At 70.4% G+C, this 16,227-nt stretch carries 21 protein-coding genes; 7 read left to right on the forward strand and 14 right to left on the reverse strand.

Annotated features, from left to right (window positions below; genetic code table 11):
* Positions 1 to 20 precede the first annotated feature (20 nt).
* Positions 21 to 179 (forward strand): hypothetical protein, encoded by a 159-nt coding sequence (locus PK98_RS17225; protein ID WP_162835557.1) that lies wholly within the window; start codon positions 21 to 23, stop codon positions 177 to 179.
* 3 nt (positions 180 to 182) lie between these two features.
* On the opposite strand, the gene PK98_RS12205 is transcribed toward PK98_RS17225, so the two are convergent.
* Positions 183 to 851 (reverse strand): Crp/Fnr family transcriptional regulator, encoded by a 669-nt coding sequence (locus tag PK98_RS12205; protein WP_161792442.1) that lies wholly within the window; start codon positions 849 to 851, stop codon positions 183 to 185.
* Between the two features lie 177 nt (positions 852 to 1,028).
* Positions 1,029 to 2,561 carry a replicative DNA helicase gene (locus PK98_RS12210; protein ID WP_081996220.1) on the reverse strand — a complete coding sequence of 511 codons (1,533 nt, stop codon included), beginning with the start codon at positions 2,559 to 2,561 and terminating at the stop codon, positions 1,029 to 1,031.
* A gap of 173 nt (positions 2,562 to 2,734) precedes the next feature.
* Between PK98_RS12210 and PK98_RS12215 the strand changes: the two genes are divergently transcribed.
* Genes PK98_RS12215 through PK98_RS12225 form a run of 3 tightly spaced genes read left to right on the forward strand, consistent with a single transcriptional unit; the run spans position 2,735 to position 4,411 of the window.
* Entirely contained in the window at positions 2,735 to 3,232 is a 498-nt protein-coding gene (locus PK98_RS12215; protein ID WP_039097151.1) for a UPF0262 family protein, read from the forward strand.
* Between the two features lie 53 nt (positions 3,233 to 3,285).
* A complete protein-coding gene (locus PK98_RS12220) occupies positions 3,286 to 3,990 on the forward strand; it encodes a glycoside hydrolase family 25 protein (protein WP_039097152.1) in 705 nt (234 codons plus the stop codon).
* 10 nt (positions 3,991 to 4,000) lie between these two features.
* Positions 4,001 to 4,411, forward strand: coding sequence for a cytidine deaminase (locus PK98_RS12225; protein ID WP_039097153.1), 411 nt, complete (start codon positions 4,001 to 4,003; stop codon positions 4,409 to 4,411).
* Here PK98_RS12225 and PK98_RS12230 read toward each other — a convergent pair.
* The 4 genes from PK98_RS12230 to xseA are packed head-to-tail and all read right to left on the reverse strand — an operon-like array spanning position 4,408 to position 8,023.
* The gene (locus tag PK98_RS12230; protein WP_052208625.1) at positions 4,408 to 5,394 is read right to left on the reverse strand and encodes an esterase-like activity of phytase family protein; all 987 of its coding nucleotides are present in this window, start codon (positions 5,392 to 5,394) and stop codon (positions 4,408 to 4,410) included. The two genes, PK98_RS12225 and PK98_RS12230, sit on opposite strands and share 4 nt — an antisense overlap.
* 9 nt (positions 5,395 to 5,403) lie before the next feature.
* Complete coding sequence (locus PK98_RS12235) at positions 5,404 to 6,261, reverse strand: M23 family metallopeptidase (protein WP_200885068.1); 858 nt, start codon at positions 6,259 to 6,261, stop codon at positions 5,404 to 5,406.
* Between the two features lie 56 nt (positions 6,262 to 6,317).
* Positions 6,318 to 6,521 (reverse strand): DUF2093 domain-containing protein, encoded by a 204-nt coding sequence (locus PK98_RS12240; protein ID WP_039097154.1) that lies wholly within the window; start codon positions 6,519 to 6,521, stop codon positions 6,318 to 6,320.
* A 26-nt stretch (positions 6,522 to 6,547) separates the two neighbouring features.
* Positions 6,548 to 8,023 (reverse strand): exodeoxyribonuclease VII large subunit, encoded by a 1,476-nt coding sequence (gene xseA, locus PK98_RS12245; RefSeq protein WP_039097155.1) that lies wholly within the window; start codon positions 8,021 to 8,023, stop codon positions 6,548 to 6,550.
* Between xseA and purD the strand changes: the two genes are divergently transcribed.
* Complete coding sequence (gene purD / locus PK98_RS12250) at positions 8,022 to 9,299, forward strand: phosphoribosylamine--glycine ligase (protein WP_039097156.1); 1,278 nt, start codon at positions 8,022 to 8,024, stop codon at positions 9,297 to 9,299. The genes xseA and purD overlap by 2 nt on opposite strands.
* A 25-nt stretch (positions 9,300 to 9,324) precedes the next feature.
* Here the strand turns inward: purD and PK98_RS12255 are convergent, their stop codons facing one another.
* The 3 genes from PK98_RS12255 to PK98_RS12265 all read right to left on the reverse strand — a co-directional run bounded on the left by PK98_RS12255 (position 9,325) and on the right by PK98_RS12265 (position 11,479).
* A complete protein-coding gene (locus PK98_RS12255; RefSeq protein ID WP_039097157.1) occupies positions 9,325 to 9,855 on the reverse strand; it encodes a J domain-containing protein in 531 nt (176 codons plus the stop codon).
* 111 nt (positions 9,856 to 9,966) lie between these two features.
* Positions 9,967 to 10,422 carry a manganese-binding transcriptional regulator MntR gene (gene mntR, locus PK98_RS12260; RefSeq protein WP_039097158.1) on the reverse strand — a complete coding sequence of 152 codons (456 nt, stop codon included), beginning with the start codon at positions 10,420 to 10,422 and terminating at the stop codon, positions 9,967 to 9,969.
* Between the two features lie 61 nt (positions 10,423 to 10,483).
* Complete coding sequence (locus PK98_RS12265) at positions 10,484 to 11,479, reverse strand: adenosine kinase (protein WP_039097159.1); 996 nt, start codon at positions 11,477 to 11,479, stop codon at positions 10,484 to 10,486.
* Between the two features lie 92 nt (positions 11,480 to 11,571).
* Between PK98_RS12265 and PK98_RS12270 the strand changes: the two genes are divergently transcribed.
* Both PK98_RS12270 and PK98_RS12275 read left to right on the forward strand, forming a co-directional pair.
* Complete coding sequence (locus tag PK98_RS12270; RefSeq protein WP_039097160.1) at positions 11,572 to 12,270, forward strand: EI24 domain-containing protein; 699 nt, start codon at positions 11,572 to 11,574, stop codon at positions 12,268 to 12,270.
* Positions 12,267 to 12,704, forward strand: coding sequence for a hypothetical protein (locus tag PK98_RS12275; RefSeq protein WP_039097161.1), 438 nt, complete (start codon positions 12,267 to 12,269; stop codon positions 12,702 to 12,704). Before PK98_RS12270 ends, PK98_RS12275 begins: the two co-directional genes overlap by 4 nt.
* A 22-nt stretch (positions 12,705 to 12,726) precedes the next feature.
* Here PK98_RS12275 and PK98_RS12280 read toward each other — a convergent pair whose 3' ends face one another.
* From PK98_RS12280 to sufC, 5 genes are read right to left on the reverse strand one after another with little or no spacing between them, the layout of a single operon-like run.
* A complete protein-coding gene (locus PK98_RS12280) occupies positions 12,727 to 13,086 on the reverse strand; it encodes a HesB/IscA family protein (RefSeq protein ID WP_039097162.1) in 360 nt (119 codons plus the stop codon).
* Entirely contained in the window at positions 13,086 to 13,541 is a 456-nt protein-coding gene (locus PK98_RS12285; RefSeq protein ID WP_039097163.1) for an SUF system Fe-S cluster assembly protein, read from the reverse strand. Before PK98_RS12285 ends, PK98_RS12280 begins: the two co-directional genes overlap by 1 nt.
* Entirely contained in the window at positions 13,538 to 14,740 is a 1,203-nt protein-coding gene (locus PK98_RS12290) for an aminotransferase class V-fold PLP-dependent enzyme (RefSeq protein ID WP_081996221.1), read from the reverse strand. Before PK98_RS12290 ends, PK98_RS12285 begins: the two co-directional genes overlap by 4 nt.
* Positions 14,737 to 15,483 carry a SufD family Fe-S cluster assembly protein gene (locus PK98_RS12295; protein ID WP_039097164.1) on the reverse strand — a complete coding sequence of 249 codons (747 nt, stop codon included), beginning with the start codon at positions 15,481 to 15,483 and terminating at the stop codon, positions 14,737 to 14,739. Before PK98_RS12295 ends, PK98_RS12290 begins: the two co-directional genes overlap by 4 nt.
* Positions 15,483 to 16,223 carry a Fe-S cluster assembly ATPase SufC gene (gene sufC / locus PK98_RS12300; RefSeq protein WP_039097165.1) on the reverse strand — a complete coding sequence of 247 codons (741 nt, stop codon included), beginning with the start codon at positions 16,221 to 16,223 and terminating at the stop codon, positions 15,483 to 15,485. The genes PK98_RS12295 and sufC overlap by 1 nt, the downstream gene beginning before the upstream one ends.
* Between the last annotated feature and the right edge of the window lie 4 nt (positions 16,224 to 16,227).

The following is a 16,227-nucleotide window of genomic DNA, read 5'->3' on the forward strand; positions in this document are numbered from 1 at the left end:
ATGGAAGAGGAATTGATGGTGTGTCGAGCGAGAAGATCGTTGCCGTGGGACTGCTGACCGAAAGCAACGTCCGCACGCTGGGAAGCAGCCTGAAGAAGGTGTTTCCGGTCACCGATGACGGGCGGTTCGACGATTTGCTGTCCGCGCTCGACAAGGCGCAGCGCGCACGCGGCCACTGAGCTTCAGCGCAGCGGCCCGATCAGCCGTTCATATTCCGCTTCGGGCACACCATACAGGTCGCGGGCAAACTCCTCCAGCCCGGCACGGTCGCGGATGATGATGCAGCCGCGTTCGGCCCGGATCAGCCGGTTGCCTTCCAGCCCGTGCAATGCCGAGGTGATGCTGGGCCGCCGGACAGACAGCATGATCGACAGATATTCATGCGTCAGCGGCACCTCCGTGCCGTCCAGCCGGTCCTGCGACATCAGCAGCCAGCGGGCCAGCCGCTCCTCCACCAGATGTACGGCATTGCTGAGCCCGGTATAGCTGGTCTGGACGGATAGTGTCTGGGCATAGAGCAGCAGGATGGCGCGCAGGCTGGCACTGGCGGAGATTGCCTCGAGCAGCGCGGCCGCCGGCATGACCTGGCACTCGCTGGCCACCTGGACGATCGCCATATGCGGGCTCCGGTCGGAGCCCATGATGATCGACACGGGGGCAAAGCCGTCCCGTCCGAACAGGCCGTTCTCCGAACGGAGGCCGTCCGGCGAGCTGGTGATGATCGAACCGAGGCCGCTTTCCGGAAACCAGACCCGGTCGGTCGCGACCTCCCGATCGAACATGATGTGACCCCGCCGGTCCGAACGGAGTTCCAGATGCGGGGCGAGCAGCGCGAAATCATCGTCGCTCATCGCACGGAGCAGGAGGTTGCGGGTCGCGGCTTTGGCAATCGAGGGCATGGACGCTCCTGCACCGGCCAGAGGCGTGCTCCCTCGTTCTGGCACAGCATGCCTGCACACGGATCGGGTGATTAGCAAGCAATCATATGATGACCGACCGGCGAGCTGTATGACTGTGCGGACAGCACCTCATTCGTAGCTGCTGCTCCCGCCACCATACTCGCCTTCCGCCAGATCGGAGAAGCGCGTGATCTTGGGTTCGAACCGCAGGCGTACCTTGCCGGTGGCACCGTGGCGCTGCTTGGCCACGATCAGCTCGGCCAGGCCATAGACCTGCTCCATCTCGGCCTGCCAGGCGGCGTGCGCCTCGTGCCCCTTCATGTCGCCATCGCCGACCGGCATCTTGGGTTCGCGGCTGGCGACATAGTAATCCTCGCGGAAGATGAACCACACCATGTCGGCATCCTGCTCGATCGATCCGGATTCGCGCAGGTCGGACAGCATCGGGCGCTTGTCCTCGCGCTGTTCCACCGCCCGGCTGAGCTGCGACAGCGCGATCACCGGCACCTGCAATTCCTTGGCCAAGGTCTTCAGGCCCCGGCTGATCTCGGAAATCTCGTTCACGCGATTGTCCTGGCTGCGCCCGCTGCCCTGCATCAGCTGCAGATAGTCGAGCACGATCAGGCCGATGCCATGCCGCCGCTTCAGCCGCCGCGCCCGGGCGCGCAGGGCGGACACGGACAAGGCGGGCGTGTCGTCGATATACAGCGGCAGCTCGGCCAGGCGCTGGCTGGCGTAGCTGAGCTGCTGGAAATCATCGCGGCTGATCTTGCCCATGCGCAGCGCTTCGGAGGAGATGCCCGCCTGTTCGGCCAGGATACGCGTCGCCAGCTGATCGCTGGACATTTCCAGGCTGAACAGGGCGACGGGGGCGCCGACCGATTTCTCGATCCCGTCGCGCTTGTCGCGCAGCCAGCGATCGGCGCAGTTGAAGGCGATGTTGGTGGCGAGCGAGCTCTTCCCCATGCCCGGGCGGCCGGCCAGGATGATGAGGTCGGAATCGTGCAGCCCGCCGACCTTCTCGTTAATGGAGGTCAGCCCGGTGGTCTTGCCGCTGACATGGCCGCCGGAATTGATCGCCGTCTCGATCATGGCCAATGCCTTGCCGGTCGCGCCACGGAAACTTTCCGCCTCGCTCTGGCCGGTGGCGCCCTCGGCCACCCGGAACAGCGCCGCCTCCGCCGATTCGATCTGCAGCATCGGCTCGACCGATTCGGACGTGTCGAGCGCGCCCTCCACCAGTTCGCGCCCCACGCTGACCAGTTCGCGCAGCAGCGCCAGGTCGTAGATCTGCTGCGCCAGTTCCTTGGGCGCCAGCAGGCCGTGGCCGTCGGCGGTGAGGCGCAGCAGGTAGGACGGGCCGCCCAGCTCCGCCATGGCGGGATCGGCATCGAAGAACGGCTTCAGCGTGACGGGGGTGACCACCATCTGCTTGTCGATCTGCAGGCCGATCCGTTCGAAGATGCGGCCGTGCAGCGGCTCGAAGAAATGATCCGGCCGCAGCGGAACCATCAGTTCCTCCAGCAGCCGGTTGTCGATCATCACCGCCCCCAGGAAGGCGGCCTCGGCATCCAGGTTGGCAGGCAGGGCGCGGGGCTGCGGCGTGCTCGACTCGGGGGATGCGGCGGCGGGGTGACGAAGGATATCGGGGAGCGTGGCCATACCCCGCGATGTGCCCGCTGGCGGGGCGGGCGGCAATGGCCGTCTGGCGCACAGCCCTGTTGGCAGGCTGTGGACAAGCTGTGGACGGACCCGGGTGACGGAACGCGGCGCCGGTACACCCATTACCACCCGAATTGCCTAAACCCCGCCAATTTGCGAAAGCACCCGGCCCCATGTCAGATACAGCCCTCACCGCCGATCGCATCGCCCATATCGAACTGGACGATTCCACCATCCTGTGGCGCAGCGAGGATGTGGAGCGGGAGCGCGTGGCCGCGATGACCGACCTGGTGGCGGACAACCATTTCGTGCCGCTGCGCGCGGTGGAGCAGGGACATGCCGGGCCCTGGTCGCTGCGGCTGTCGGTCGCCGATGGCCGGCTGGACCTGTGGATCAGCGATGGTGTCGGGGTCGAGGCGGGCGCGATCGGCCTGGGCCTGGCGCGGTTCCGCCGCGACATCCGCGAATATTTCGCCATCTGCGACAGCTACTACAAGGCGGTGCGCAACCCTTCGGCGCAGGAGATCGAGACGATCGACATGGCCCGGCGTGCGATCCACGATCGCGGGTCCCGCCAGTTGCAGGAGGCGCTAGAGGGGAAGGTGGACGCCGATTTCGCCACTGCGCGCCGGCTGTTCACGCTGATCTGCGTCCTGCACATCAAGGGTTGAGCCGGATCGCCGAGGGTAAGCGCTTGTTCACGGCTTTGCGGCAGGGCGGCTGAATGGGACGCAGGGCGACATGGTGGCAGGCGCGCCGCTGGCAGGTGGCGCTGGCGGCAGTGCTGCTGTGCGTGCCCGCGGCGGCCTGGGGCTGGTGGCAGGCGGTGCACTGGACGCCGGACCCCACCGCCTTCCCGGTCCAGGGCGTGCTGCTGGGGGCTGGCGACGGCCCTGTCGACCTGCGGGTGCTGGCCGCCACCGGCGCCCGCTTCGCCTATCTGGAGGCGAGCCGCGGGGCCACCGGGCGTGATCCACGCTTCGCGCAAGGGCTGGCGGCCGGACAGGCGGCGGGTCTCAGCATGGGCGCGCTGCATCTGTATGATCCATGCGCCCCGGCAGATTCGCAGGCGGCCAATTTCGTGATCACCGTGCCGCGCGATCCGCGCCTGCTGCCGCCGGCCGTGGCGCTGACGCAAAGCGCCGATACCTGCGCCGACCCGGTCGCGGCGGCCGGGCTGGAGGGGGAACTGACCACCTTCCTGAACCAGATCGAACGCCACGCTGGCGCGCCCGCGATTCTGGCGATCAGCCCGGAGTTCGAGGAACGGCACGCGCTGGCCGGGCGGTTCGATCGCGGGCTGTGGCTGACGGGGGACTGGCTGCAGCCGGGCTATGCCGGCCGGCCGTGGACCCTGTGGACCGCCAATGACGCCTATCGCAGCGAAGCGGCGGACGCGCCCTTGCGCTGGGTGGTGGCGCAGCCCTAGGGCTGCGGCCATGACGCACGACGATCTGCTGGTGGTGGCGCAAGGTGCGCTGACCCACGCCTATGCCCCCTATTCCCGGTTCCGCGTGGGTGCCGCGCTGCTGTTCGCCGATGGCGCGGTGGTGACCGGCACCAATGTGGAAAATGCCAGCTACGGCCTGTCGCTGTGTGCCGAAACGGTGGCGGTGGCACGGGCGCTGGGCGAAGGGCGCCGTGGCGGGCTGGTGGCGGTGGCCGTGGCGGCGGAGACGGCCGTGCCCGTCCCGTGTGGCCGGTGCCGGCAGGTGCTGCACGAACTGGCCAGCCTGGACGGGGCGGACCCGTCCGTCACCTGTGCCGGTGGCGGCGACCGGCGCGACCTGGTCCTGTCCGCCCTGTTGCCCGAAGCGTTCGGACCCGGTCACCTGGGCGTGGGTGCCTAGCGCCCCGTCCAGTGCAGTTGCAGCAGCAGGGTACGCTGCACCGGGCTCTGATTGTCGTCGGAAATGACCCACAGATGGTACCCGCCATCTGCTGCCGGGGTAATCGCCAGCCCTTCATAGTTCTCCCGCGGCAGGGCCGGGGTGAGCGTTGCCAGCTCCTGCCAGCGCCATGGCTCCCCCTGCCGGATCGTCGCCGGATCGGCCACCGCCAGCAGCGCGCCGAAGGGCGGCAGGCCCGGCGTGAGGCTGCGCTGCAGGATCACCACGCGCCCGTCCGGCAGCACGGCCATGTCCGTGGGGCGGTACCGACCGCGGCGCGGGAAGCGGAAGCGCAATCCCTCGCCGCCCTCCACCGGGTCGCTGGCGAACAGCAGCGCCTCGCTGGTGCGCGGCTCGCGCCCCGGGCTGCCCTCCGCCAGCACGATGAACCGTCCATCGGGCAGGCGGACCAGCGCCTCCGGCCCCTGGTTGCGCGGCCAGTGCCGCATCTGGCGCGGCTGGACCACACCATCCGGACGGCCTTGCGCATCCAGCCGGCGGATGCCGTTGCCGCCCTCCACCCCCAGCCAGCGGCGCCCGGTACGCGGATCGCGGGTCGCGGCCTCGAAATCCCAGGACATGGAGAAGGCGGCCGGGTCCCGCGGCACCTGGCCGATCCAGCCCGGCCCGGGCGGCCCCGCAGGGCTGGGGAAGGCCAGGAAGTCGCCCCGGTCGCTATAGGCCAGCAGCCGGCCGCCCGGCAGCGGCAGCAGCGCGGAATAGCCACCGAAGCCGGGATGCCGGCTGGACAGCACCCAGCCATCGACCAGCCGCAGCCCTGCCGGCCAATCGCGAGGCTGCTGCAACTGCAATGACCTGACGGTGAAGAAGGCCGGTTCCCCCGGGGGTAGCGGCTGATCGCGCCACCAGGTGCCTGGCGCGACCAGCAGCGCCAGCAGCGCCAGCGGGATCAGGCGCAGCCAGCGCCGGTTGCGCACCCGCATCGGGGCGCCTCAGCCCTGTGGCGGCAGGAAGAGCAAGGGATCGAGCCGGCGCCCACGCCACATCAGGCTCCAGTGCAGGTGCGGCCCGGTCGCGCGGCCGCTGGCACCCACGCGGCCCAGCACCTCGCCCTGGCGCACCTGCTGCCCTTCGCTGACGGCGATCGATTGCGAATGGAGGAACGCGCTGTTGAGCCCGGCGCCATGGTCCACAATGAGCAGGTTGCCTTCCAGGCTGAAGGGCTGCGCGGCGACGAGCACCACCACCCCATCGGCTGGCGCGACATAGGGCGTGCCGGGCCCCGGCGCGATGTCGAGGCCGGAATGGTAGCTGCCCGGCTCCCCCCGATAGATCCGCTGCGATCCGAACCGGCCGGAGATGCGCCCGGTCACCGGCCAGACGAAGTCCTGCCGCCAGCCTTGCGCACCGGTATCCGCTGCCCGCGCGGCCACGATGGCGGCGAGTTCGGGCGCGCGGCGGGCGGCGAAGCTGTCGGACGGGATGCCGGCGGTGCGGGCGACATTCACCCGCTGGATGTCCCACGCGCGCGGCGCCACCGCCAGCGCCTGTTCCACGATGCGGCCATCGGCAAGGGTCGCGGTGAGCCGCGCCTCCGCCGGCGCGTCACGGTCCAGCGCGGCGAAGAACCGGCCATCGCCATCCAGCACCAGCGGTTCCGCATCGATCTGCGCCGACACCGTGCCGCCGGGCGCCTGCCCGCGCAACCAGCCGCCCTGGGTCAATTCGCCGGCGAAGGTGAAGCTGGCGGGGCCGGCCGGGGCCGAGGATGGCGTCGTGACAGGCGCGGGGCGCAGCGCGGTGGCAGCGGCAGGCTGGGGTGAGGCCTGTGGCGCCGGCGAACCGGGCACGGCCGGCACGCAGGCCGCCAGCGCCAGCAGCGGCGCGGCGGATGGCAGGGACCGGATCAGGATTGCCCGCTCAGGCGCGCGGTGGCGATGGCGGCGCTGGCATAAGCCTCCTGCCGCTCCACGCTCCAGTAGCGCAGCTCCTCCAGGTCGATGGGTTCGCCGCTGACGGCGCATGGCACGAAGCGGCCCGGGCGCACCATGCGGAAGCCGTTGGGGCCGTAGATCAGGGTGGCGGGCTCGTCGCCGGACTTCATCAGCATGGCCCCGATCTAGCGCCGGCCGCCCCTTAAAGCAATTTTGGCTGCTGCGTTGCAGCACCGGCGGGCGACCGGGCGGGCTTGCGTCGCGACGAACCGGGCGTGTCCTGCGGGATCACGTCCAGCGTGCCGTCGGCGAATTCCAGCACCAGCGACGGCAGGCCGGCCGCAAGGTCGCGGCTGGCGACCACGGCATGGCCCGCGGCATGCACCAACGCATAGCCACGTTGCAGCGGTGCCTTCGGGTCCAGCTGCCGCCGCACCCGGTCCAGCGCATCGAGCCGTTGGCGGCGTACCTGCAATTCGCGGGTCAGCAGTTCCGGGCGCAGGCGGGTAGCGGCAAGATCGCGCCCGGCGGAGCGGACCCGTTCGCGCAGCAGCGACAGTGACAGCCGCGCCGCATCGTCGGCCAGGCGGTGGCGCGCGGCGGTGGCGCGGTCGGCCAGCCCGCGGCGCAGGCGCTCGCCCGCATCGTCCAGCCGCTGCTGCGCGGCGGCGGCCAGCGCCTGCGGTTGCGGCAGGCGGGCGACGCGCGCCTCCAGCCGTTCGCGTCCCAGTGTCACCGGGCGCAACGCGCAGCGTCGCTGGCGGAAGGCGAACTCGTCCAGCGTGGCGGCCAATTCGCGCAGCACTGGCACGGCGATCTCGGCCGCGGCGGTGGGCGTGGGTGCGCGGCGATCGGCGGCATGGTCGGCCAGGGTGGTGTCGGTCTCGTGCCCGACGGCGCTGATGGTGGGGATGGCGGAACCGGCGATGGCGCGGACCACGACCTCCTCGTTGAACGTCCACAGATCCTCGATCGATCCGCCGCCGCGCGCCGCGATCAGCAGGTCGGGCCGCGGAATCCGGCCGCCTGCCGGCATGCCGTTGAATCCTTCGATCGCAGCGGCGACCTGGGCGGCGGCGCCCTGCCCCTGCACCAGCACCGGCCACACCAGCACATGCGTCGGGCAGCGGTCGGCCAGCCGGTGCAGGATGTCGCGGATCACCGCGCCGGTGGGGCTGGTCACCACGCCGATCACCCGCGGCATGAAGGGTAGCGCCCGCTTGCGTTCCGCCGCGAACAGCCCTTCGGCCTCCAGCCGCTTGCGGGTCTTCTCCAGCAGGGCGAGCAGCGCGCCTTCGCCCGCGATCTCCATGCTGTCGATCACGACCTGATATTTCGACCGGCCGGGATAGGTGGTCAGCTTGCCGGTGGCGACGACCTCGATCCCGTCCTCCGGCACGAAGCCGAGACGCTGCGCGCCGGTGCGCCACATCACCCCGTCGATGATCGCGCCGTCATCCTTCAGGCAGCAATACAGATGGCCGCTGGCGGCGCGCTTCACCCCCGACAGTTCGCCGCGCAGGCGCACATGGCCGAAACGGTCCTCCACCGTGCGCTTCAGCAGGCCGGAAATCTCGGTAATGGTCAGGGGCGCGGAATTGTCGCCCGGCTTGCCCTTCGCTACCAGCCCGGCGGCGGGTTCGCCGTTGTCGTCGAAAAAGGAAGTGGGGCCGGGCATGAATATCCTGCTGCTGGGTGGGGGCGGGCGCGAGCATGCGCTGGCATGGAAGCTGGCGCAATCCCGCTTGCTGGATGATGGCGGCCGGCTGTTCGCCGCGCCGGGCAATCCCGGCGTCGCGCGTCATGCGACGCTGGTGACGCTGGACATGGCCGACCATGCCGGCGTGGTCGCCTTCTGCGCGGCCGAGGCGATCGGGCTCGTGGTCGTGGGGCCGGAAGCCCCGCTGGTGGACGGGCTGGCCGATTCGCTGCGCGATGCCGGCGTGGCGGTGTTCGGCCCGTCGAAGGCCGCGGCGCAGCTGGAGGGGAGCAAGGGCTTCACCAAGGATCTGTGCGCCCGGCATGACATCCCCACTGCCGGCTATGTCCGGGTGGAGAGCGCCGGTGCCGCGCTGGCCGCGCTGGACCGGTTCACCGCGCCATTCGTGCTGAAGGCCGATGGCCTGGCCGCGGGCAAGGGCGTGGTGATCGCCGAAACCCGCGCCGATGCCGAGGCGGCCATTGCCGACATGTTCGCCGATGCCGGCGCGGCGCTGGTGATCGAGGAATTCATGGCGGGCGAGGAGGTCAGCCTGTTCGCCATCACCGACGGCACGCACATCCTGCCCTTCGGCAGCGCGCAGGACCACAAGCGGGTGGGTGATGGCGACATCGGCCCGAACACCGGCGGCATGGGCGCCTACAGCCCCGCCCGTGTCCTGACGCCCGAACTGCAGGCCGAAGCGCTGGAAGCGATCGTCCGGCCGACGGTGGTGGCCATGGCCGCGGAAGGAATGCCGTACAGCGGCGTGCTGTATGCCGGGCTGATGCTGACCGAGCATGGCCCCAAGCTGGTCGAGTACAACTGCCGGTTCGGCGATCCGGAATGTCAGGTGCTGATGCTGCGGCTGCAGAGCGATCTGGGCGAGTACCTGCTGGCCTGCGCGCAAGGGCGGCTGGGCGACCTGCCCCCGCCCGGATTTGCACCCGACCCGGCATTGACCGTGGTGCTGGCCGCCAGCGGCTATCCCGGTGTGCCCAGCAAGGGCGGCACGATCGGCGGGCTGGACGCGGCGGAGGCGACGGGCGCGCAGGTGTTCCATGCCGGGACCGCGCTGGACGATGCCGGCGCGCTGGTCGCGGCCGGCGGCCGGGTGCTGAACGTCACCGCCAGCGGGGCGGATGTGCGGGCGGCGCAGGTTGCGGCATACCGCGCGGTGGATGCGATCGCATTTCCGGACGGCTTCTGCCGCCGGGATATCGGCTGGCGCGAGGTGGCGCGCGAGGAGGCCTAGTTTGCGCCAGACCGTCACATAAGTCTCAGCGCGCCGATGCCCGCGCCTCCGCAAGAGCCTGCAGGATGGTGCGGGTGCGCCCTTCCGCCTGCTGGCGCAGGACCGGTTCGGCGGTGGCCCAGCGATCAGGGTGGCATTGCCGCAACAGGCTGCGCGCGGCGCTTTCACAGGTAGCGCGGGGCGCATCGGCCGCCACGCCGAGCACGGTCCACCATCCCGTCTGCGGCTGACGCACCGGCACACGCCGGGGCCGGCTGTGCCGGGGACCCCGGCCGGATGGCTGGTTGTGCCAGGACGGCGGTACCGGAGCGGTCGGCTTCGGCCCGCGCCCGTCGGCCAGGCGGACCAGCCCTTCCGCCACCAGACCGGCCGAAGTCCATAATGCGCCCAGCAATCCCAGGCCTGCCGCCAGTTCGGGCGTGGCCGGCGTGGCGCGATCGGCCAGCACCAGCGCCACGGCCGCGGAAAACACCAGGCAGCCTATGCCGATGGCCATCGCCAGTCGCGCCAGCGCCGCCACCGCGCCGATCACCCTGCCCCTGCCGCCACCCGCCATGCTGCCTCCCCCCTGCAAATTCCGGCCGGCGGTAGCAGCGGCGGAGCGAAGGGCGGGTGAAGGCGGGTGGTTACCGGCGGCTGAATCCGCGGCATGGTCCCGGCGGCGGGATCAGCTGTCCGCTTGCGGGTTCCGGGCGCGCAGTTCGGCCGTCAGCGCCTGCAGCTTGCCCAGCGTCGTCTCGCTGACGTGATGCTCCATCCCCTCGGAATCCTCATGCGCGGTGGGTTCGTCCACGCCCAGTGCGCGCAGGAAGTCGAACACGACCTGGTGCCGGGCGCGCGACATGGTGGCCATCGCCTGCCCGGCCTCGCTGAGGAAGATGGAGCGGTAGCGGCGGTTCTCCACCAGCCCGTCACGGCGCAGGCGGGCGACCACCTTGCTGGCGGTGGCCTGCGTCACGCCGACATTGTCGGCGATGTCGGTCAGGCGCGCCTCGCCATGCTGGCGGATCAGGTCGCCGATCAGCTCGACATAATCCTCCGCCATCTCCGTCTGGTGCGCCTCGCGCACCTTGCGGAAGGCATCCGCCCGTTCGAAGACCCGTTCCGCATCCGACCCCGTCATGCGGCCGACCTTATCTGCAAGCCAGTCGCAAGGCCAGAGGCGGCCGCAGGACCCGGACGGCTCAGCCCAGCCGCTCGGCCATCAGCTGCTTTAGGTTCACCTCCGTACGGGCGCCGTAATGGCCGATGATCTCCGCCGCGGCAATCGCGCCCCGCCGCAGGCAGGTTGCAGGATCGTCGCCCTGCACATGGCCCCACAGGAAGCCGGCGGCGAACAGGTCGCCCGCGCCCGTCGTGTCGACCACCCGCGCGATCGGCTCCGCCGCGACTTCCGCCCGCACGCCGTCGACCAGCGCCACGGCCCCGTCCGGCCCGCGAGTCACTACCAGCACCGGCACCCTGGGGCTCAGCTGCGCCAGCCCGGCATCGAGCTCCGCCTCGCCCGTCAGCGCGGCCAGCTCGCCCTGGTTGGCGAACAGGATATCGATCTGCCCGTCCGCGATCAGCGCACGGAAATCGTCGCCATGGCGGGCGATCACGAACTCTTCCGACGGGGTGAATGCCACCAGCCGGCCCGCGGCCCGGGCCGTGGCGATCGCCCGGCGCATGGCGGCGCGGGGCTCCTCCGGATCCCACAGATATCCTTCCAGATACAGCACGCGGGCATCGGCGATCGCTTCCTCGTCGATCAGCTCGGCCGGCAGGAACTGGCTGGCGCCCAGGAAGGTGTTCATGGTCCGCTGCCCGTCCGGGCTGACGAAGATCAGGCAGCGCGCGGTGGCCGGATCGCCGGCGCGGGCGGGCGTGTCGAAGTCGATGCCGCCGGCGCGGATGTCGTGCGCGAACACGGCACCCAGCTGGTCGTCCGCCACCTGGCCGATGAAGGCACAGCGCGCGCCCAGCGCGGCAAGCCCGGCCAGCGTGTTGGCGGCGGACCCCCCCGAGATCTCCCGCGCCGGACCCATCGCATCGTACAGCGTGTCGGCCTGTGCCTCGTCCACCAGCGTCATGCCGCCACGGTTCAGGCCCAGCCGGGCGATCAGCGCATCTTCGGCCGGGGCCATGACATCAACGATGGCGTTGCCGATGGCGATGACATCGTAGCGGGGTTCGGACATTGAGATTCCACACAGCTGAGAAGGGAGACGCCGTGGCAGGCCTGCCCGGCGGGCGTTGACTTGCCCTGCCGCCCGCGCAATCGCAACCCCGTATGCTGCTCGTCATCCGATCCCTGATGCTCGCCTTGCGCGAACTGGCCCGCCCCCGCGTGCTGGCCATCCTGGCGCGCAGCCTGGCCGTGTCGCTGCTGCTGTTCGCGCTGCTGGCGGGCGGCGGCTGGTGGGCGCTGGACTGGCTGTTCGCCACGCTGGGGCTGGAGGATGCGCTGTTCGCCGGCGCCGGCCCGCTGCGCGCCGCACTGTCGGTGCTGCTGGTCGGCCTCGGCCTGTGGCTCGGCTGGCGGATCGTGGCGATGGCGGTGATCGCCTTCTATGCGGACGAGGTGGTCGCGCTGGTGGAGCAGCGGCACTATCCCCATGCCGCGCAGACCGCGCGCGACCCGTCGCTGCCCACCCAGGCGCGCGTGGCGCTGGCGGGTGCGGGGCGTGCGCTGCTGGCGAACCTGCTGGTGCTGCCGGTCGCGCTGGCGCTGCTGGTGACAGGGGTTGGCACGCTGGCGCTGTTCCTGCTGGTGAACGCCGTGCTGGTGGGGCGCGAACTGCAGGACATGGTGTGGCTGCGGCATCGCGCCGATGCCGGTCAGCCCGCCCCGTTCAGCCGCGCCGAACGGTTCCTTTTGGGCGGCATGATCGCGGTCCTGCTGGCCGTGCCGGGTGTTGCGTTCATCGCCCCGCTGCTAGGGGCAGCGGCGGCCACTCACCTGCTGCATCGCAAGCTGGACAAATCATGACCCCTCGCCTTCTTGCCCCCCTGTTGCTGACCAGCCTGGCAGCCTGCACCACCATCCCGCAGGCCGGCAATGGCGGCTCGCGCCCGCCGGCGCGTCCGCCCGTGCAGACGCAGGTGCCGCCGCCCACACGCCCGGCTCCGCCGCCGCAGACCGGCTTCCTGGCACCGCAGGTGCAGCGCCTCGCCGGGCTGGAGCGGGTGATCGAACGGGATGGAGCCACGCTGGTCCGGCAGTTCGGCCAGCCGCGGCTCGACGTGCGCGAAGGCGACATGCGCAAGCTGCAGTTCAGCAGCAGCGCCTGCGTGCTGGACGTGTTCCTGTATCCCTTGCGCCAGGGGGCGGAGCCGGTCGCCACCTGGGTGGATGCCCGCCGCGCGAGTGACGGGCAGGAAGTCGATCGCGCGGCCTGCGTGGCCGCGCTGGCGCGGGGCTAGGTCCAGCCCCCCGCGGCGCGGGCTACACCATGAAGCTTTCGCCGCAGCCACAGGCGCCCTTGGCATTGGGGTTGGTGAACACGAAGCCGGCGGTGAAGTCGTCCTCCACCCAGTCCATCGTGCTGCCCACCAGATAGAGCACGCTGGCGCCATCGATGTAGAAGGTACCGCCGGGGGTCTCGATCTTCTCGTCGAAGGCGGCTTCGGCGCTGACATAGTCGACCGAATAGGCCAGCCCCGAACAGCCGCGCCGCGGGGTGGACAGCTTCACCCCGATCGATCCTTCGGGCGCCTTGCCCATCAGCTCGGCAATGCGTGCCTCGGCTGACGGCGTCAGGTTCACCGCGGCAGGCCGGGCGCGGACAGGTGCGGTCGTCGCCATCACAGCATCCCCAGTTCGAGGCGGGCCTCGTCGGTCATCTTGGACGGATCCCATGGCGGATCCCAGGTGACGTTGACCTGCGCATCGCGCACGCCGGGCAGCGCGCCCACGCGCATCTCGATCTCGCCCGGCATGGTCTCGGCCACCGGGCAATGCGGCGTGGTCAGCGTCATGGTGATCGCCACGTCGGCATCCGCCGTCACGTCCACGCCGTAGATCAGCCCCAGATCGTAGATGTTCACCGGGATCTCCGGGTCGAAGATGTCCTTCAACGCCTCGATCACGGCATCGTACATCTGGCCGCCGGGCTCGCCCACCGGCTGCTCCGCTGGCTTCTGCGCCAGGAAGCCGGACAGGTAATCCTTCTGCCGCGGCTCTGGCTCGGGCGCGGGCAGGTCCGCATCCGACACGCGGGCGCGGGGGGGTTTGGCGAGCTGCTGTTCGTCGGGGGTCATCCGAAAATCCTTCTGGTCCGCGCGATGCCGCGCAGCAGCGCGGCGACGTCGTCCTCGTCGCTGTAGAGGCCGAAGCTGGCCCGGGCCGTGGCCGGCACGTCCAGCAGTTCCATCAGCGGCTGGGCGCAATGGTGCCCGGCGCGGATGGCGACGTCCTCTTCATCCAATATGGTGCCCAGATCGTGCGGGTGAACCCCGTGCATCGCAAAGGATACGATGCCGGCGCTGTCCTCCGGTCCGAACAGGGTGATGTCGTCGAACTGCCGCAGCCCGTCGCGCAACTGCGCCACCAGCTGCGTCTCGTGCGCATGGATCACGTCACGGCCGATCCCGTCGACATAGTCGCACGCCACCGCCAGCGCGATCGCCTCCACGATGGCGGGGGTGCCGGCCTCGAACCGGGTGGGTGCCGGCAGGTAGGTGCTGGCGGCAAAGGTGACCTTGTCGATCATCGAGCCGCCACCCTGCCAGGGCGGCATCCGGTTCAGCAGCTCGCTGCGGCCCCACAGTGCACCGATCCCGGTTGGACCGTACAGCTTGTGGCCGGACAGGGCATAGAAGTCGCAGTCCAGCGCCGCCACGTCGACCGGCAGCCGGGGGGCCGACTGGCAGCCATCCAGCAGCAGCAGCGCGCCGACATCGTGCGCCAGTGCCGCTGCCCGGGGGGCGTCCAGCACGCTGCCTAGCACGTTGGACACATGGGCGAAGGACACCATCCGGTGCTCCGCCGTCAGCATCCGTTCGGCAGCGTCCAGGTCGATCCGGCCATCGGCGGTCAGCGGGCAGACATCCACCTGCCAGCCGGCCAGCTGCCACGGCACGATGTTGGAGTGATGCTCCAGAGCGGAGAGCAGCACCCGGCCCCTGGTGGGCCATTGATGCGCGACCAGGTTGATCGCCTCGGTCGCGCCACGGGTGAAGACCAGCTCGTCCTCCCGCCCGCCGATGAACGCGGCAACACGGCGGCGGGCCGCCTCGTAGCCCAGCGTCATGTCGGCGGAGCGGCCATAGACGCCGCGATGCACGGTGGCGTAGTCGGCCCCGATCGCGCGCGTCATCGCGTCGATCACCACCTGCGGCTTCTGCGAGGTGGCGGCGGTGTCGAGATAGTGCCACGGCGCGCCACTGGCGGTCCGCATGCCGGGGAAGTCGGCCTTGCGCGCACTCGTGACAGACAGGGCCGGCGCCATGCTGCTCATGACCGGTCCCCCAGCGCCGCCAGCGCCACGTCCATCAGCCGCGCCTGCTCGTCCTCGTCCTCCAGCGCGGCGAAGGCATCGCCGATGAAGGCCTGCACCAGCAGCTTGCGCGCCAGTTCGGGCGGCAGGCCGCGTGCCGCCATGTAGAACCGTGCGCCCTCGTCCAGCTGGCCGATGGAGGCACCGTGGGCGCACTTCACGTCGTCGGCATAGATCTCCAGCTCGGGCCGCGCATTGGTCGCCGCGCCGCGTTCCAGGATCAGGCCCTTGAAGTCCTGCGCCGCATCGGTCTTCTGCGCGTGGCGCGCCACGTCAATCCGCCCCAGGAAATTGCCGGTCGCGGTGCCCCAGTGGACAGCACGGATCACCTGGTCGCTGGTGGCGTCGGGCAGCGCATGGTCCATGCGCGTCACGATCTCACGCACCGCATTGCCGCCGCCGATGGTGACGCCGCCGAACTGGAAATGCGCACCCTTGCCGAGCGAGACGACAACCTCGAGCCGGGCGTAGGCCTCGCCGGCCACCACACCGAACAGCTCCGCCGTGGCGCCGTCACCCACGCTGACGCGCACCCGGATCAGCTCCGGCCCGGCGCCACCGGCCACGATGACGCGGCGGGCGGTCTCGCCCGGGTCCACGGTGAAGTCGTCCCACTGGTCCAGCACGTCCGGGTCCAGGTTCGCCAGCACCGCGCCATCGGCGTAGCGCCAGCTTTCGTCACGGGTGGTGGGAAGTGTCGCCATCACGCCACCGCCTCGTAGCCTTCGCTTTCCAGCCGCTGTGCCAGTTCCGGCCCGCCGCTGGTGACGATGCGGCCGGCGGCCAGCACGTGCACGAAGTCGGGGCGCACGTAATCGAGCAGGCGCTGGTAGTGGGTGATCAGCAGCACCGCCTTGTGGGGCGCGCGCATGATCGTGTTGATCCCGTCGCCCACCACCCGCAGCGCATCGATGTCGAGGCCGCTGTCGGTCTCGTCCAGCACGGCGAAGCTGGGATCCAGGATGCCCATCTGCACCATCTCCGCGCGCTTCTTCTCGCCGCCGGAGAAGCCGACATTCACGTTGCGCTTCAGCATCTCCATGTCCATCCGCAGCAGCGCGGCCTTTTCCCGCGCCAGCTTCAGGAACTCGCCGCCGGACAGCGGGGTCTCGCCCCGGGCGCCGCGCTGCGCGTTCAATGCCTCGCGCAGGAACTGCACGTTGCTGACGCCGGGGATCTCCACCGGGTACTGGAAGCCCAGGAACATGCCGGCGGCGGCGCGTTCGTGCGGATCCATGTCCAGCAGGTCCGCGCCGTTCAGCGTGACCGATCCGCCCGTCACCTCATATCCGAGACGGCCGCCCAGCACATAGGCCAGTGTCGACTTGCCGGCGCCGTTGGGTCCCATGATCGCGTGGATCTCGCCCGCATTGACGCTGAGGGTCAGGCCCTTGAGGATCGGCTTGCCGTCGATCTCGGCATGAAGGTCGTTGATGTGCAGCATGTTC

Source organism: Croceibacterium mercuriale, assembly GCF_000802385.1.
Classification (GTDB): Bacteria; Pseudomonadota; Alphaproteobacteria; order Sphingomonadales; family Sphingomonadaceae; genus Croceibacterium; species Croceibacterium mercuriale.

Bases quoted from the DNA above. Each gene is read 5' to 3' on its own strand.
- PK98_RS12225 (WP_039097153.1), top strand. From the start codon at position 4,001: ATGACGCACGACGATCTGCTGGTGGTGGCGCAAGGTGCGCTGACCCAC.
- PK98_RS12270 (WP_039097160.1), top strand. From the start codon at position 11,572: ATGCTGCTCGTCATCCGATCCCTGATGCTCGCCTTGCGCGAACTGGCC.
- PK98_RS12265 (WP_039097159.1), bottom strand. From the start codon at position 11,479: ATGTCCGAACCCCGCTACGATGTCATCGCCATCGGCAACGCCATCGTT.
- PK98_RS12290 (WP_081996221.1), bottom strand. From the start codon at position 14,740: ATGAGCAGCATGGCGCCGGCCCTGTCTGTCACGAGTGCGCGCAAGGCC.
- PK98_RS12295 (WP_039097164.1), bottom strand. From the start codon at position 15,483: ATGGCGACACTTCCCACCACCCGTGACGAAAGCTGGCGCTACGCCGAT.
- mntR (WP_039097158.1), bottom strand. From the start codon at position 10,422: ATGACGGGGTCGGATGCGGAACGGGTCTTCGAACGGGCGGATGCCTTC.
- purD (WP_039097156.1), top strand. From the start codon at position 8,022: ATGAATATCCTGCTGCTGGGTGGGGGCGGGCGCGAGCATGCGCTGGCA.
- PK98_RS12230 (WP_052208625.1), bottom strand. From the start codon at position 5,394: ATGCGGGTGCGCAACCGGCGCTGGCTGCGCCTGATCCCGCTGGCGCTG.
- PK98_RS12280 (WP_039097162.1), bottom strand. From the start codon at position 13,086: ATGGCGACGACCGCACCTGTCCGCGCCCGGCCTGCCGCGGTGAACCTG.
- PK98_RS12220 (WP_039097152.1), top strand. From the start codon at position 3,286: ATGGGACGCAGGGCGACATGGTGGCAGGCGCGCCGCTGGCAGGTGGCG.
- PK98_RS12255 (WP_039097157.1), bottom strand. From the start codon at position 9,855: ATGGCGGGTGGCGGCAGGGGCAGGGTGATCGGCGCGGTGGCGGCGCTG.
- PK98_RS12240 (WP_039097154.1), bottom strand. From the start codon at position 6,521: ATGCTGATGAAGTCCGGCGACGAGCCCGCCACCCTGATCTACGGCCCC.
- sufC (WP_039097165.1), bottom strand. From the start codon at position 16,223: ATGCTGCACATCAACGACCTTCATGCCGAGATCGACGGCAAGCCGATC.
- PK98_RS12275 (WP_039097161.1), top strand. From the start codon at position 12,267: ATGACCCCTCGCCTTCTTGCCCCCCTGTTGCTGACCAGCCTGGCAGCC.
- PK98_RS12205 (WP_161792442.1), bottom strand. From the start codon at position 851: ATGAGCGACGATGATTTCGCGCTGCTCGCCCCGCATCTGGAACTCCGT.
- PK98_RS12285 (WP_039097163.1), bottom strand. From the start codon at position 13,541: ATGACCCCCGACGAACAGCAGCTCGCCAAACCCCCCCGCGCCCGCGTG.
- PK98_RS12210 (WP_081996220.1), bottom strand. From the start codon at position 2,561: ATGGCCACGCTCCCCGATATCCTTCGTCACCCCGCCGCCGCATCCCCC.
- PK98_RS12215 (WP_039097151.1), top strand. From the start codon at position 2,735: ATGTCAGATACAGCCCTCACCGCCGATCGCATCGCCCATATCGAACTG.
- xseA (WP_039097155.1), bottom strand. From the start codon at position 8,023: ATGCCCGGCCCCACTTCCTTTTTCGACGACAACGGCGAACCCGCCGCC.